At 37.2% G+C, this 15,158-nt stretch carries 10 protein-coding genes, 2 tRNA genes, 2 rRNA genes and 1 riboswitch; of the genes, 8 read left to right on the top strand and 6 right to left on the bottom strand.

Translation table 11 applies throughout. The annotated features are described in order from the left end of the window. Positions 1-26 precede the first annotated feature (26 nt). Entirely contained in the window at positions 27-506 is a 480-nt protein-coding gene (rlmH, locus tag AC38BG_RS01785; RefSeq protein ID WP_489937463.1) for a 23S rRNA (pseudouridine(1915)-N(3))-methyltransferase RlmH, read from the top strand. On the opposite strand, the gene AC38BG_RS01780 is transcribed toward rlmH, so the two are convergent. Further along, positions 497-1,147 (bottom strand): energy-coupling factor transporter transmembrane component T family protein, encoded by a 651-nt coding sequence (locus AC38BG_RS01780; RefSeq protein WP_489937462.1) that lies wholly within the window; start codon positions 1,145-1,147, stop codon positions 497-499. The genes rlmH and AC38BG_RS01780 overlap by 10 nt on opposite strands. Continuing rightward, positions 1,137-2,516, bottom strand: coding sequence for an ATP-binding cassette domain-containing protein (locus AC38BG_RS01775; RefSeq protein ID WP_489937461.1), 1,380 nt, complete (start codon positions 2,514-2,516; stop codon positions 1,137-1,139). Before AC38BG_RS01775 ends, AC38BG_RS01780 begins: the two co-directional genes overlap by 11 nt. After that, positions 2,506-2,599: riboswitch (TPP riboswitch) on the bottom strand. It overlaps the preceding gene by 11 nt. Positions 2,600-2,696: 97 nt before the next feature. On the opposite strand from AC38BG_RS01775, the gene AC38BG_RS01770 reads away from it, so the two are divergent. Beyond that, positions 2,697-4,175 (top strand): MFS transporter, encoded by a 1,479-nt coding sequence (locus AC38BG_RS01770; protein WP_489937460.1) that lies wholly within the window; start codon positions 2,697-2,699, stop codon positions 4,173-4,175. A gap of 56 nt (positions 4,176-4,231) precedes the next feature. Continuing rightward, positions 4,232-5,167 carry an AraC family transcriptional regulator gene (locus AC38BG_RS01765; RefSeq protein WP_489937459.1) on the top strand — a complete coding sequence of 312 codons (936 nt, stop codon included), beginning with the start codon at positions 4,232-4,234 and terminating at the stop codon, positions 5,165-5,167. 46 nt (positions 5,168-5,213) lie between these two features. On the opposite strand, the gene htpX is transcribed toward AC38BG_RS01765, so the two are convergent. From htpX to AC38BG_RS01745, 4 genes are all read right to left on the bottom strand, one after another. Beyond that, positions 5,214-6,104, bottom strand: coding sequence for a zinc metalloprotease HtpX (htpX, locus tag AC38BG_RS01760; protein ID WP_489937458.1), 891 nt, complete (start codon positions 6,102-6,104; stop codon positions 5,214-5,216). Further along, positions 6,104-6,673 carry a LemA family protein gene (locus tag AC38BG_RS01755; protein ID WP_489937457.1) on the bottom strand — a complete coding sequence of 190 codons (570 nt, stop codon included), beginning with the start codon at positions 6,671-6,673 and terminating at the stop codon, positions 6,104-6,106. The genes htpX and AC38BG_RS01755 overlap by 1 nt, the downstream gene beginning before the upstream one ends. A 144-nt stretch (positions 6,674-6,817) precedes the next feature. Continuing rightward, complete coding sequence (locus AC38BG_RS01750; RefSeq protein WP_489937456.1) at positions 6,818-7,567, bottom strand: SLAP domain-containing protein; 750 nt, start codon at positions 7,565-7,567, stop codon at positions 6,818-6,820. Positions 7,568-7,980: 413 nt separating this feature from the next. Next, the gene (locus AC38BG_RS01745) at positions 7,981-8,805 is read right to left on the bottom strand and encodes an Rgg/GadR/MutR family transcriptional regulator (protein WP_489937455.1); all 825 of its coding nucleotides are present in this window, start codon (positions 8,803-8,805) and stop codon (positions 7,981-7,983) included. Positions 8,806-9,191: 386 nt separating this feature from the next. Between AC38BG_RS01745 and AC38BG_RS01740 the strand changes: the two genes are divergently transcribed. The 5 genes from AC38BG_RS01740 to AC38BG_RS01720 all read left to right on the top strand — a co-directional run bounded on the left by AC38BG_RS01740 (position 9,192) and on the right by AC38BG_RS01720 (position 15,115). Then, positions 9,192-9,317: a hypothetical protein gene (locus AC38BG_RS01740; protein ID WP_489937454.1), complete on the top strand. Its 126-nt coding sequence runs from the start codon at positions 9,192-9,194 to the stop codon at positions 9,315-9,317. Between the two features lie 866 nt (positions 9,318-10,183). Beyond that, positions 10,184-11,747: ribosomal RNA gene (locus tag AC38BG_RS01735) — 16S ribosomal RNA — on the top strand. Between the two features lie 138 nt (positions 11,748-11,885). Next, positions 11,886-11,959: transfer RNA gene (locus tag AC38BG_RS01730), tRNA-Ile, on the top strand. Positions 11,960-12,008: 49 nt separating this feature from the next. Beyond that, positions 12,009-12,081: transfer RNA gene (locus AC38BG_RS01725), tRNA-Ala, on the top strand. A 120-nt stretch (positions 12,082-12,201) separates the two neighbouring features. Beyond that, positions 12,202-15,115 (top strand): 23S ribosomal RNA (locus AC38BG_RS01720). The 16S and 23S rRNA genes sit together here with 2 tRNA genes alongside, the layout of an rRNA operon. Positions 15,116-15,158 lie beyond the last annotated feature (43 nt).

Below are 15,158 nucleotides of genomic sequence, written 5' to 3'. Positions count from 1 at the left end.
TCAGTGTATAAAAGGACGAAGTAAAAATGAATATCAAAATAGTATGTGTTGGTAAACTAAAAGAAAAGTACTTCAGGGATGCAATTAGTGAATATCAAAAAAGAATATCGCGCTATGCCAAAATAAGTATAGTAGAAGTTCCTGATGAAAAAGCACCTGAAAAATTAAGTCCAGCTCAAATGCAACAGGTTAAAGAAATAGAAGGTCAAAGAATTTTGAGCAAAATAAAAGACAAAGAATATGTCTTTGTCTTAGCAATTAAGGGTTCAGAATTAACTAGTGAAAAATTTGCAGAGCAAATCAAAGATTTAACTACTTATGGTCATTCTGATTTAACTTTTGTAATAGGTGGATCATTAGGGACAAGTGAGGAAGTCAATAAGCGCGCTGATAAGTTAATCAGCTTTGGAAAATTCACTATGCCTCATCAATTAATGAGGGTGGTTTTAATTGAGCAGATTTATCGTAGTTTAATGATTAACATAGGAAGTCCTTATCATAAATAAAATAAAAGAAAATTATACAAAATTAAACTGCTTGCAAATATCAACCAATCCTTTTTTGTAATAGAAATTACTTTGATTACTGAACGTTGTTTATTTTCATCATATCCATGTGCTAGCATCCCTTGAGCTAGGTTTTCAGCAGAAGTTAGTGCGACTAAAATAGCCTTAAAATACAGTCTTGGTGACCAAATATGTAAATGCACATTACGCATCATTGCAGATGTTTGGATTAATTTAACTGCTTGAAACATTCTAGGCAAGATATTAAATGCAGCTAAAGTTCCATATGCAAACTTACTTGGTAAATGCAGATTTTGTTCAAATGAGCGAACTAAGTTAGCAATGGAAACTGTTTTAAAAACACATGCGGTAGTTAAAACATAAACATAAATACGTGTAAATAAAATTAAAGCATACGTTAGATTGCGTCCTGGTGAAAAATAATAAATAGTTACAAAAGCTACGATTGCTGCAAGTATTGGTGAAACTAATAAAATTAAAATACTTTTTAGTTTTACTTTTTTGATTAATAAATATAATAAACATCCAACAATTACAATTAAACTCATCCATAAGTCTGGCTTAATTGATAATTCTAAGGCAAAAATCAAACACATTAGCATTTTTAAACTAGGATTCATAGATGATATCCTCCGTGTATTTCAAGGCATGATGAGATAGATTTATATGATAATCGCAAAAATCTTCTAGTTGATCAAATTGATGACTAATTAAAATAATTGTTTGGTGCATTTGCTTTTGAGTAGCTTTAATTAGCTGCAATACTAGTTGACTTGACGGTTCATCTAAACCGCTCAATGGTTCATCGATTAATAAAGTTTCATGACCTGATATTAGCATCAATAATATTTGTAATTTCTTTTTTTGACCACCGGATAAGGTATACACAACTTGATTTAAGTGAGTGTTTAATTTTAATAATTTCAAAGTATCAGCTATTTTTTTATCTGTAAAATAGCTATTTTTTCGGTGCTTTTTACTTAATTCGATTTCTTCTTTTACTGTAATCATCAAAAATTGCTCGTTTGCATTTTGAAAAATCTGCGCTACTTTTTGTAAATAAGAGAAACTACGCCGATATTTAATTTCCCGCTTGCAATATTTGATATTACCTTGATATGGCAACATTTTAGTCAAAACTTTGAATAAAGTTGACTTACCAGTTCCATTTTTTCCAGTTAATAAAATAATTTTACTTTTATAAATATTGAGTTGGTTTTGCCTTATTAGCGGAATCCCTTGAGTGATTATAGTGTTTTGAAAAATAAAATTAGTTTTTTGATCAGAAACAGGAATCTCAAAATGTAACTTGATTTTTTGATCTGATTTTTTGAACAACTCTTGTATTTGGAATGAATTTAACTGGGTGATATTTTTATCTGTATCAAATTGGAATATATCACTAACTATTCCCTCATAGTCTGATAATACATGGTCGGTAATAATGATAGTTTTTCCTTGTTGATGCAATTTGTTTAATTGTTTAATCAAAAATTTACGTGCATTAGGGTCGACACTAGCAAAAGGTTCATCTAACAAAAAAACATCTACATTCATTGCAATTAAAACTGCTAAAGCAACGCGCTGTTTTTCACCGCCTGATAAGTTAATGATATTTCGATCTAATAAAGGTTCGATTTCAGTATCTTCTACAGCTTGTTGTAGCCGTTTACTATATTGCGTGCTAACTCCGATATTTTCTAAAGCAAAAATAATTTCTTGTCTAGGAGTAGTCATTGTAAACTGCTCACTTGGATCTTGGAACATCATTGCAATTGATAAGTTATTTAGATTAATGGTGCCAGATAGTAATTTGCCACCATATTTTGGATAAAGTTTAGCAATTAATTTTAATAGAGTTGATTTTCCGCAACCTGTCGGACCTATCAATAAAGCAAAACTATTTTCATTTATAGTTAAAGAAGCATTTTGCAGGATAGGAGTTTTTGAATAAGTAAATGTTAGGTTTTTTATTGTAATTTCATTCATAATTATTTCCCTTCGCTGGTGTTAACCAAGATCAGGTTCAATGGGTATTATCTCAGCCAAAATTGGCACCCCTTCACTGGTATTTTCGTTTTGATTGTACAAAAAAACTCTTATAAAGTCTATTCAAGATCAGATTCAATCACTATACTAGAGTAATACTAAGAAAAAAAGAGATTTTTTATGTCAAAAAGAAAAATAATGATAGTTACATTTGCATTACTACTCTCTAATGCAATGTCTGGTTTAGATAATACAATTATTAATACTGCTCTTCCTAGAATCATTGCTGATTTAAAAGGAATTGAATATATGGGATGGATGGTTGCGATCTTTTTATTAGGGACTGCAGTATCTACTCCATTATGGAGCAAGTTAGGTGAACATATTGGCAATAAGGCAGCTTATCAATTAACAACTTTCATGTTTTTAATCGGAGCTATTTTGCAAGGAATTGCACCTAATATGATGTTTTTGCTAATTTCGAGAATGATCTGCGGCTTAGGCAATGGTGGAATGGTATCAATTCCATATATTATTTATTCAGATCTTTATAAAAACCCAAGGCAGCGTATGAAGACACTAGGTATGGTGTCTGCATTTTATTCAGCTAGCACAATCATGGGTCCCATGGTTGGGGGATGGATTGTTGATGCATTTTCTTGGCGCTGGGTATTTTTTATGAATGTGCCATTTGCGATTATTTCAATTTTTTTGGTGCAATTATTTTTTGTTGAAAAACATAAAGTATACAAAAAGCAAAAAACTGATATTGGTGGAGCTATTTGTTTAACTGCAGGATTGATTTTAATGTTAATTGCAATTGAATTAATAGGACAATCAAGCTTAGGCACTTTATTAGTTTTATTTGCGGCAGCTTTTATTTTCTTTGGCTTATTAATTATTATGGAAAAAAGAGCTCCGGATCCAGTCATACCAGGACGTTTATTTAAAAATCATGACTTAGTTATGGACTTTACTTTATTTGTTTTGATATGGGCTGCAATGGTAGCCTTTAGTGTTTATGCACCTATGTGGGCACAGGGAATCTTAGCTACAACAGCCTTTATTGGAGGTGCTACGCAAATTCCAGCAGCAATTGTTGATATATTTGGATCATTATCAGTAGAGCGCATTAGACGCAAATTAACTGCTCAACAGGCTATTTTGTTGAGTTTAGCAGCATTATTAGTAGGATATATTTTAATGACTACTGGTAATATTATGATGCCTTATTGGTTAATTTTGGTTGCAGGGATGTTTCAGGGATTTGGTAATGGAGTTGTCTTTAATGAATTACAAGTTAAAGTGCAGCAAGATGCTCAATTAAGTGATGTGCCTGTAGCAACATCATTTTCATTTTTAATTAGAATGATTGCTTCTGCAGTTGCGGCAAGTGTGTATGGACTGATTATGAATGCAGCATTAATGCGAGGTGTAAAAAATTCCCATCGTACAATTACTATTGATATGCTAAACCATTTATCTGATGCAAAATCTGCCAAATTATTACCATCTGATTTATTACCCAAAATGCGCCAGATTTTATATCAAGGTTTACATGAAATTATGATAGCTGCATTAATATTAATTGTAATTGCTTCTGTTTTAGCAATTTATGCAAGAATTAAAGAAAAGAAGGCAGGTATTAAAGCTATTTAATGAAATGACCGCTATAATAATAATTAGAAAGCAAAATTATTAACGGAGAATAAAAAATGGCTATATTTGCACTTAATAGTTATTTACGAAACACACTAAAAGAGCAGCATGAAGATATTGATGAACTACGATTAAAGCCTGCTAGCAAGAGTTTTAAATTATTTACAGTCTTTTTGGAAAACCATAATTTTAATGTTCATAAACATTTAGAAACTGTACCAGTCTTATTGTTTTTACATGAAGGTAGTGCTGTAGTCAAAATCAAAAATAAAAGTTTAGCTTTAACTGCTGGTAATGTATTACTAATCAAAGCAGGAGCTTTATATGAAGTTAAACAAAAATCTGATAGTATTTTGACTAAGTTTCATTTTCATAACTTTAATTTTTTAGAGTTGTTTAATCAATTACACGCATATAATTCTGTTGAAATTGATTTACAAAAACAAATCATCCAAAGGTTGAACCAAGAGGGATTTTTATGGATGAAAAATACTGAGGTCATGCGTTCAGTGCAATACATTCAGCAAATGCTAATTGAATATTTAAATGAAGACTTGTTTGCCCAAGACTTAGCAAGAAGCTATTTATTTGATATGTTAGTTTTATCATTGAGGACAGCTAAGTTTGCATCAATAACTAAGCTAGAACAAAGCAAGTTCAATCAAGGCAATTTAGATAGATATATTGAAAATAATTATCGGGATGTTTCATTAGATAAAGCAGCAAAATATTTTGGTTTTAATTCTAATTATTTTTCTAATCTAGTAAAAAAAGAAACAGGGCAAACTTTTGTAACTCATGTTGATTCTAAAAGAATGCAAGAAGCAAGATTATTGCTTGCACAACCTGATATTTCACTAGAAGAGATTATCAAGCAAGTGGGCTATTCAAGTAAGTCATTTTTCTATAAAAAATTCCGCCAATATTATGATACAACCCCTGCTGTGATGCGTAGTAAGATATTCAGACAAGAAAGAATTAACTTAAAATAAAAAAAGATTCAGATGACTTTCAATTTTGAAAGCTGCCTGAATCTTTTTACATATGTTCTAATCGTTCAATCCTGTCTTTAGTAGATGGATGAGTGTCAAATAAATGTGACCAGCCACCTTTTTTATGAAGTGGATCTTCAATATAAAGGGCGGTACTACTTGGGTCGACATTTTTCATAGGTTGAGAATTTTGGATTTTTTCTAATGCAGAAATTAATCCCTGAGGGTCTCTGGTTAAATATACAGATGATGCATCTGCTAAATATTCACGATTTCTAGATAAAGCAAACTGAGCTAAGCTTGCAGCAAGTGGAGCTAGAATAATAGTGAATAAATATAAGACTATTTTTATTATTTGTGTGATGCCATTATTGTTATTGTCATTATCGCTATCATCGCCCCACCAAAACAAAATTCTAGTAGCTAATCCTGACAAAAAAGTTATTACTCCAACCATTACAATTGAGATAGTAGATAATAAGATATCATAGTTTCTAATATGAGAAACTTCATGACCAATAACTCCTTCTAACTCTTCTCGATTCATCATATCTAGTAAACCTTGTGTTACAGCAATACTTGCATGGTTTGGATCGCGCCCTGTCGCAAAGGCATTAGGGCTTTTATCGTTGATAATATAGATTTTAGGCATGGGAATTCTTGCGACCATTGCCATATCTTGAACAACATGAAATAGCTCTGGATGATCTTTTTCACTAACTTGATGGGCTCGATTAAGTGCCATTACCATATTAGCTGGGTTTTGCAAGACAATAAGTAGATATATCCCAGTCATAATTAAGGCAACGATGATGCCACCTAGCCAATTATTAAAAATAAAGCCGATTCCTGCACCAGTGGCAGCTAGAATCAGCGTAAAAATGAAAACTACTAAAACAGTTTTTCTTTTGTTGCTGGTAATTTGTTGATACAGCATTATTGTTCCTTAAATGAAACTTTTGGTACTGCAGTTTCTGCTTCAGGTACTTGTAAGTAATCAACTTTAGTAAAGTGGTGAATTGAAGCCACAATATTAGAAGGAAAAGTCAATAGCTTTTGGTTATATTGAGCAGCACTTGAGTTATATAGTTGGCGTGAATAAGCAATCTTATTTTCAGTGTTGGTTAATTCTTCCATTAATTGGTTGAATTGCTGATTAGCTTTTAAATCTGGATAGTTTTCTTGTAAGGCAAAAATACTCTTTAATGTGTCGCTTAATTGATTGGATACTTCCATTGTCTTTTGATGATCATCAGTTGGAATGCTAGTCAATTGATTGCGCAATTGCACTACTTTAGCAAAAGTGTCTTTTTCATGTGCAGCATAACCTTTAACAGTTTCAACTAAGTTAGGAATTAGATCATTTCGACGCTTTAATTGTACTGAAATTTGGCTCCAAGATTCCTCTGTGTAAACTTTTGATTTTTGTAGGCCATTATATGCAGAGATATAAACTGCGATAATTAAGACTACTAAGATAATTAAGATCCATATTAATGGTGACATATAAAAATCCTCCTTTAAATTACTGTAGTTATAATTTTATCGATTTTTTCTAGACTATACAACTGATTTACTAACTTATAAAAAAAGAGCGCTCAAAAATGCGCGCTCTAAAAAATCAATTATGTGGTCAAATTATATTGCAGTTTAAAATGTATCAGTTTCACTAATCCATTGATTACCACCTAGGTTGTACCAAATAACCCCGTTGTTCATTACTTTGAAGCTCTTCCAGCGAGAACCTACAGGCAATACTCTACCAGTTGAAACACCTGAGTTAGGATCGCTGTATACTTGTGCACCTTTAGGGTTAGTGATTTTTTGGATACTTACTTTATTGTAAACATATTTAGCAACTGATTCAGGATCGTTGCTGGTAGTGTATTTTGCAGGAACCCATTGGTTACCACCTAAGTTGTACCAAAGCATTCCTTCAACATTAGCTGTTTGGAAGTATTTCCAAGAAGTGCCATGTTTTAAATAGCGACCAGGGATGATGTTTTTGCCAGGTTGTGAGTATACTGCAATTCCATAACCTGGGATGTAGTGGACAGTAATCACACCGTTTTTAGGAGTAGCGCCATAGTATGATGTAGAAGAAGTAGGGGTTTTACTGTATGTTGTAGCTTCTGCACTGATCCATTGATTACCACCTAAGTTAAACCATTTTACTCCGTTAATCACAGTATAACCGAATGATTTCCAGTTAGAGTAGACTGGTAGAATTCTACTTGTTTTGCCTTGACCTGCATGAGTATATACATTAGTTCCAGTTGTGATTTGTACGACATTTGAGTCTTTTACAAATTGTGACGATGCAGCTTGAACATTACCTGTACTTACTGCGCCAATACTTATTGCTGCAACACCTGCAGCTAAAATTGTTGTATAGTTCATTGTTAATTCCTCCGATAATGAAAAAACTCATTTCATGTATAGTATATAACTAATTATAGAGTTGACTTACTAATTACTTTATCTGCTGCAAAAGCTACAGATGTTGGTAATACTGATGTCATCATAAGGCATGCACCACATAAAGTAATGACTTTTTTCGATTTCATAATTATTCCTCCCTAGCTTAAGTACTAAGCTATTTTTAAAATCATCTTATGTAACAAGTATGACATGAAAATAAAATAATATTTTAATTTATTTCATATGTGAAATAAATAGAAAGAATAAATTTAATTTTTTAGAAAGATTATTGATATAACAATAGTTTTAATGAAAAATAAAAAAATATTTTGCAATATTGCAAAATATTTTTTTCTCATCCTATATTAAGGATATACTTTATTGGGGATTGATTACATGATCATACTTTTTTTGTAAAGATCATACATTCCAGGAATGTCTAATCCTTTAATTACAGATAAATAACTAAGAGCTGGGACTTTGTTGCCACTTATGCAATAATCAATTAGTTTCTTCAAGAAATTACGTTCAATATTATAATCTAAAATGTATAAAGAAAGATGGACGTCCTCCATTCTACTTAAGAGTAACTTTGCTTTATGAAGATCTGTAGTAATCAGAAAGTAGACTGCATTTAAAAGTGTACCTATGCAATCTACAAATTGTTCAAAACCACTTTTTTTAATTTCTTCTATATTATTCATTATCATCATAGCTATTCCATATACTTCTTTTGGAGGTAATAAGGATAGACAATTTCCAAACATAGCAATGTAATGATAACTCCAATAAGTTATATTTGAAAAAATTTCAGCTAACTTTTTAGCATCATCTTTAGGAAAAATATTTTTGGAAGTGATATCTGCATAAGTTTGATAACAGATAGCTGCTTTAAAAAGGTCTTCGGAATCATGAGAATTATGATAGATGCTGAGCCATTTTTCGCCAATTTTTTTAAATTCTCTATCATTATTAGAATCATAAGCTGGCTGTAAAGAGTCGATGAACGCCATCTTAGAAGAGGTAACAGTAATAGAAAAGAATTCTTCTGGAGTAATATGAATATTTTCAAGTAATGTAATGAAAATATCAATGTCAATATATCCGTGCCCATTTTCCCATCTCGAAAGGGTAGAGGCCGAAGTTGCACCTTCAGCTGCATGCGCAAGAGAGATACTTTGATTTTTTCGTAATTTTTTAAAAGTTATGCCAAACATTTTAGAAACCTCTTTATTATGGAAAAAATTTAGTTATATTTAGGAGCTAAGGTATGCATCTAAGTGCATCAACCATATTTAATTTTAAAAAATATTAAGTAGATGCATTGATCTTATTTAATAGAAGTTGACTCCCAATTTTATATTAGTTTCTGTAAAAAAACAATTAATAAAACAGCGATCTAGACTTTGATATTGACTAAGATCGCTGTTTTGATTTTAATTTGAGTATATTTTGTTGAACTTTGACATTATGGTGCTGTTATACTGGTCAAATGCAAGTTGATATTAAAGAAAAGAAGTGCCCAAAAATGGATCCCCATACTAAAAAGTTCATCCGAAATCGAAAAATTGAAAATGTGCTTCCTTGGGTAGGTGTAGTAGGGATGATTATTCTTATTTTCACTCCCATTTTTGGCGGTATTGACTTATTTTTTAAAGAATTAGGTTTTGTAGCTAGTTTTTACTTTTTTATTGATGAATATAATTGGAATAGCTCAGAACCTGCTTAGTTAATCCCGATCACACTCTGAACCCGATTAATAGTATTAGAGTGAAGAAAATATTTATTGCTCTTTGTATTATTTGCACAATTTATAATATTTTTTTATTTGTTTTGAGCCTTCACGGTTTTTACGCTTTTTTAGTTGCAACTTCTTTTCTTTATATAATTTATTTTTCGCACCATGATGTTGAGTTCTTGTTACTAATGCACAAAAAATTAGAAATCATCACTTTTATAGATTGATAAGTTTGATTACTTTTATTTTTTGTGTTGTTTCATTGGCATTTTTATTAATTAATCCATTTCTTGCATTGGCTTTGCTTGTGCTTTTAGGAGTGAGCTATGTAGTTGAACGAAATTCAATCAAAGAAATGAAAAGGCGAGCTAATGGTATAGATTAGGAAGATGACGACGATCAATATTGCTTTAGATAGGAAATAAAAATATTTTGTAAAAATAATTACGAAAAAAGCTTGTCAAAAATCTGGATAAATGATATATTATTTAAGTCGCAAAAAACGATATCCAAGATATAAAACAAGAAGCTTAAAAGCCTTGAACAAGAAGTTAAAAAATAAAGAATAAAGTTCTTGACAAAGAGAAACAAAGCTAGTAATATATTTAGATGTCGTCAGTTGAAAGGCTGAGCGGCGCAAAAGATTTATCAAAAAGTTCTTGACAAGAAAGAACGAGTTATGATAAACTAATAAAGGCTTTTTACAAAGCAAGTTAGTACTTTGAAAACTGAACAAAGTTTCGCTAAATAGTGTGCGGGTGTAAGAACCCAAAACAAATAAGCGAAGTCAATTTCGCAAGCAATAAATTTGAGATAAACAAATCAAAAAAATCTAGAGCTAAAAAGCTCAAACTTTTAAAATTGAGAGTTTGATCCTGGCTCAGGACGAACGCTGGCGGCGTGCCTAATACATGCAAGTCGAGCGAGCCTGCCTATAGAAGTTCTTCGGAATGGAAATAGATACAGGCGAGCGGCGGATGGGTGAGTAACACGTGGGTAACCTGCCCTTCAGTCTGGGATACCTTTTGGAAACAGAAGCTAATACCGGATAAAAGCTTTAATCGCATGATTGAAGCTTAAAAGGCGGCGTAAGCTGTCGCTAAAGGATGGACCTGCGGAGCATTAGCTAGTTGGTAAGGTAACGGCTTACCAAGGCGATGATGCATAGCCGAGTTGAGAGACTGATCGGCCACATTGGGACTGAGACACGGCCCAAACTCCTACGGGAGGCAGCAGTAGGGAATCTTCCACAATGGACGCAAGTCTGATGGAGCAACGCCGCGTGAGTGAAGAAGGTTTTCGGATCGTAAAGCTCTGTTGTTGGTGAAGAAAGGTCAGGGGAGTAACTGCCCTTGACTTGACGGTAATCAACCAGAAAGTCACGGCTAACTACGTGCCAGCAGCCGCGGTAATACGTAGGTGGCAAGCGTTGTCCGGATTTATTGGGCGTAAAGCGAGCGCAGGCGGATTGATAAGTCTAATGTGAAAGCCTTCGGCTCAACCGAAGAATAGCATCGGAAACTGTCAATCTTGAGTGCAGAAGAGGAGAGTGGAACTCCATGTGTAGCGGTGGAATGCGTAGATATATGGAAGAACACCAGTGGCGAAGGCGGCTCTCTGGTCTGCAACTGACGCTGAGGCTCGAAAGCATGGGTAGCAAACAGGATTAGATACCCTGGTAGTCCATGCTGTAAACGATGAGTGCTAAGTGTTGGAAGGTTTCCACCTTTCAGTGCTGCAGCTAACGCATTAAGCACTCCGCCTGGGGAGTACGACCGCAAGGTTGAAACTCAAAGGAATTGACGGGGGCCCGCACAAGCGGTGGAGCATGTGGTTTAATTCGAAGCAACGCGAAGAACCTTACCAGGTCTTGACATCTAGTGTAAACCCAAGAGATTGGGCATTCCCTTCGGGGACACTAAGACAGGTGGTGCATGGCTGTCGTCAGCTCGTGTCGTGAGATGTTGGGTTAAGTCCCGCAACGAGCGCAACCCTTATTATTAGTTGCCAGCATTAAGTTGGGCACTCTAATGAGACTGCCGGTGACAAACCGGAGGAAGGCGGGGACGACGTCAAGTCATCATGCCCCTTATGACCTGGGCTACACACGTGCTACAATGGGCAGTACAACGAGAAGCGAACCTGTGAAGGTAAGCGGATCTCTGAAAGCTGTTCTCAGTTCGGACTGCAGGCTGCAACTCGCCTGCACGAAGCTGGAATCGCTAGTAATCGCGGATCAGCATGCCGCGGTGAATACGTTCCCGGGCCTTGTACACACCGCCCGTCACACCATGAGAGTCTGCAACACCCAAAGTCGGTGAGATAACCGCAAGGGATCAGCCGCCTAAGGTGGGGCAGATGATTGGGGTGAAGTCGTAACAAGGTAGCCGTAGGAGAACCTGCGGCTGGATCACCTCCTTTCTAAGGAAAAGGCAAAGGATATGGAGAGTAGCAATACTAAGAGAAGTATCCAAAGACCAGGAAGCACACTAAAGAAACTTTGTTTAGTTTTGAGAGTAGTAACTCTCAGATTTGAATATTTAACGCATAGCGTTAGTCGGGCCTATAGCTCAGCTGGTTAGAGCGCACGCCTGATAAGCGTGAGGTCGATGGTTCAAGTCCATTTAGGCCCATTGAAGTTTTAAAACTTCTGGACTATAATAATCTTATATGTATATTTTTGGGGGCTTAGCTCAGATGGGAGAGCGCCTGCTTTGCACGCAGGAGGTCATCGGTTCGATCCCGTTAGCCTCCATTGAATGAGAAATCATTCATGAGTTAGTACATTGAAAACTGAATAACAACGAAAAAAACCGAGACAATCAAAGAGAAAAGACCGAGAGCGTAAATAGAGAGCGATCGAACGAAAAAGTTAGGTCAAGTAGAAAAGGGCGCACGGTGAATGCCTAGGCACTATAAGGCGAAGAAGGACGTGACGAACCACGAAAGGCTTCGGAGAGCAGTAAGTAAGCTAAGACCCGGAGATATCCGAATGGGGGAACCCAGTGCAGAGATGCATTATTTATCAGTGAATACATAGCTGATAAAGGCGAGACGCAGTGAACTGAAACATCTAAGTAGCTGCAGGAAGAGAAAGAAAGATCGATTTTCTTAGTAGCGGCGAGCGAACAGGAAAGAGCCTAAACCATAGGATTTATTTTATGGGGTTGTAGGAAATACGATAAAGCATAAGAGCAGAGATAGACGAATTATCTGGGAAGGTAAGTCAAAGAAGGTGAGAACCCTGTAGTCGAAATCGAAGCGAAGTGTGAGTATTCTCCTGAGTAGGTCGGGACACGAGGAATCCCGATTGAAGCGACGAGGACCATCTCGTAAGGCTAAATACTCGATAGTGACCGATAGTGAACCAGTACCGTGAGGGAAAGGTGAAAAGAACCCCGGAAGGGGAGTGAAAGAGAACCTGAAACCGTGTGCCTACAAATAGTCAAAGCACATTAAAGTGTAATGGCGTGCCTTTTGTAGAATGAACCGGCGAGTTACGTTAATTAGCAAGGTTAAGTCAGAAAAGACGGAGCCGTAGCGAAAGCGAGTCTGAAAAGGGCGCAATAAGTTAGTTGACGTAGACCCGAAACCAAGTGACCTACCCATGTCCAGGCTGAAGGCCAGGTAAAACTGGCTGGAGGGCCGAACCCACGTAAGTTAAAAATTGCGGGGATGAGGTGTGGGTAGCGGTGAAATTCCAAACGAACTTGGAGATAGCTGGTTCTCTCCGAAATAGCTTTAGGGCTAGCCTCGTGAGAAAGGATAATGGAGGTAGAGCTCTGTTTGGACTAGGGGCCCGTCAGGGGTTACTGAATCCAGATAAACTACGAATGCCAGATATCCATACACGGGAGTCAGACTGCGAGTGATAAGATCCGTAGTCGAAAGGGAAACAGCCCAGATCACCAGTTAAGGTCCCAAAATCTATGCTAAGTGGAAAAGGATGTGGAGTTGCGCAGACAACTAGGACGTTGGCTCAGAAGCAGCAATCATTCAAAGAGTGCGTAATAGCTCACTAGTCGAGTGACGCCGCGCCGAAAATTTACCGGGGCTAAGCATAGTACCGAAACTGTGGATGTACTTGAAAAAGTATGTGGTAGGAGAGCGTTCTAATAGCGGAGAAGTCAGACCGAGAGGACTGGTGGAGCAATTAGAAGTGAGAATGCCGGTATGAGTAGCGAAAGACAGGTGAGAATCCTGTCCACCGCAAGACTAAGGTTTCCTGGGGCAGGCTCGTCCGCCCAGGGTAAGTCGGGGCCTAAGGTAAGGCTGAGAAGCGTAGCCGATGGATAACAGGTAGAGATTCCTGTACTAATACTAATCGTTAATAGCGATGGAGGGACGCAGGAGGCAAGTAACGCATGGAGCTGGAATCCATGTGCAAGCAGTAAGGATAAAGATGAGTAAAATGCTTATTTTTAGGAAGTCTGAGCTGTGACGCGGAGCGAAATTAAAGTAGCGAAGGTTATGTAGTCACACTGCCAAGAAAAGCTTCTAGCAAGAGAGGTATTACCCGTACCGCAAACCGACACAGGTAGTCGAGGAGAGTATCCTCAGGTGAGCGAGAGAACTCTCGTTAAGGAACTCGGCAAAATAGCCCCGTAACTTCGGAAGAAGGGGCGCTGATCGAAAGATCAGCCGCAGTGAAGAGGCCCAAGCAACTGTTTATCAAAAACACAGGTTTCTGCAAAATCGTAAGATGACGTATAGGAGCTGACACCTGCCCGGTGCTGGAAGGTTAAGAGGAACGCTTAGCGCAAGCGAAGGCGCGAATTGAAGCCCCAGTAAACGGCGGCCGTAACTATAACGGTCCTAAGGTAGCGAAATTCCTTGTCGGGTAAGTTCCGACCTGCACGAAAGGTGTAATGATTTGGGCACTGTCTCAACGAGAGACTCGGTGAAATTATAATACCCGTGAAGATGCGGGTTACCCGCGACAGGACGGAAAGACCCCATGGAGCTTTACTGTAGCTTGATATTGGGTAACTGTAAAAGATGTACAGGATAGGTAGGAGCCAGAGAAAGCAGGACGCTAGTCTTGCTGGAGGCGCTGGTGGGATACTACCCTTGTTTTACGGTTGCCCTAACCTAGGTTGAAAATCGCAATCAGGGACAGTGTCAGGCAGGCAGTTTGACTGGGGCGGTCGCCTCCTAAAAAGTAACGGAGGCGCCCAAAGGTTCTCTCAGAATGGTTGGAAATCATTCATAGAGTGTAAAGGCACAAGAGAGCTTGACTGCGAGAGAGACAACTCGAGCAGGTAGGAAACTAGGGCTTAGTGATCTGGTGGTACTGCATGGAAAGGCCATCACTCAACGGATAAAAGCTACCCTGGGGATAACAGGCTTATCTCCCCCAAGAGTTCACATCGACGGGGAGGTTTGGCACCTCGATGTCGGCTCGTCGCATCCTGGGGCTGAAGTCGGTCCCAAGGGTTGGGCTGTTCGCCCATTAAAGCGGCACGCGAGCTGGGTTCAGAACGTCGTGAGACAGTTCGGTCCCTATCCGTCGTGGGCGTAGGAAATTTGAGAGGAGCTGTCCTTAGTACGAGAGGACCGGGATGGACACACCGCTGGTGTACCAGTTGTCATGCCAATGGCACCGCTGGGTAGCTAAGTGTGGACGGGATAAGCGCTGAAAGCATCTAAGTGCGAAGCCCCCCTCGAGATGAGATTTCCTTTGTGTAAAGCAATAAGACACCTCTAAGACTAAGAGGTAGATAGGCTGGAAGTGGAAGGATAGTGATATCTGGAGCAGACCAGTACTAATCAGTCGAGAACTTGACCAAAGAGATTGTAAGGTAAGGAAGTTGTTATTCAGTTTTGAGTGTA

It is taken from the genome of Lactobacillus sp. M44 (genome assembly GCF_058130005.1).
Note: the sequence above shows the minus strand (reverse complement) of the source record. Positions and strands in the feature narration are given on the sequence as shown.

Coding starts and splice junctions, on each gene's coding strand:
- AC38BG_RS01765 (WP_489937459.1), top strand. CDS start 4,232: ATGGCTATATTTGCACTTAATAGTTATTTACGAAACACACTAAAAGAG.
- AC38BG_RS01770 (WP_489937460.1), top strand. CDS start 2,697: ATGTCAAAAAGAAAAATAATGATAGTTACATTTGCATTACTACTCTCT.
- AC38BG_RS01740 (WP_489937454.1), top strand. CDS start 9,192: ATGATTATTCTTATTTTCACTCCCATTTTTGGCGGTATTGACTTATTT.
- AC38BG_RS01775 (WP_489937461.1), bottom strand. CDS start 2,516: ATGAATGAAATTACAATAAAAAACCTAACATTTACTTATTCAAAAACT.
- AC38BG_RS01780 (WP_489937462.1), bottom strand. CDS start 1,147: ATGAATCCTAGTTTAAAAATGCTAATGTGTTTGATTTTTGCCTTAGAA.
- rlmH (WP_489937463.1), top strand. CDS start 27: ATGAATATCAAAATAGTATGTGTTGGTAAACTAAAAGAAAAGTACTTC.
- htpX (WP_489937458.1), bottom strand. CDS start 6,104: ATGCTGTATCAACAAATTACCAGCAACAAAAGAAAAACTGTTTTAGTA.
- AC38BG_RS01745 (WP_489937455.1), bottom strand. CDS start 8,805: ATGTTTGGCATAACTTTTAAAAAATTACGAAAAAATCAAAGTATCTCT.
- AC38BG_RS01755 (WP_489937457.1), bottom strand. CDS start 6,673: ATGTCACCATTAATATGGATCTTAATTATCTTAGTAGTCTTAATTATC.
- AC38BG_RS01750 (WP_489937456.1), bottom strand. CDS start 7,567: ATGAACTATACAACAATTTTAGCTGCAGGTGTTGCAGCAATAAGTATT.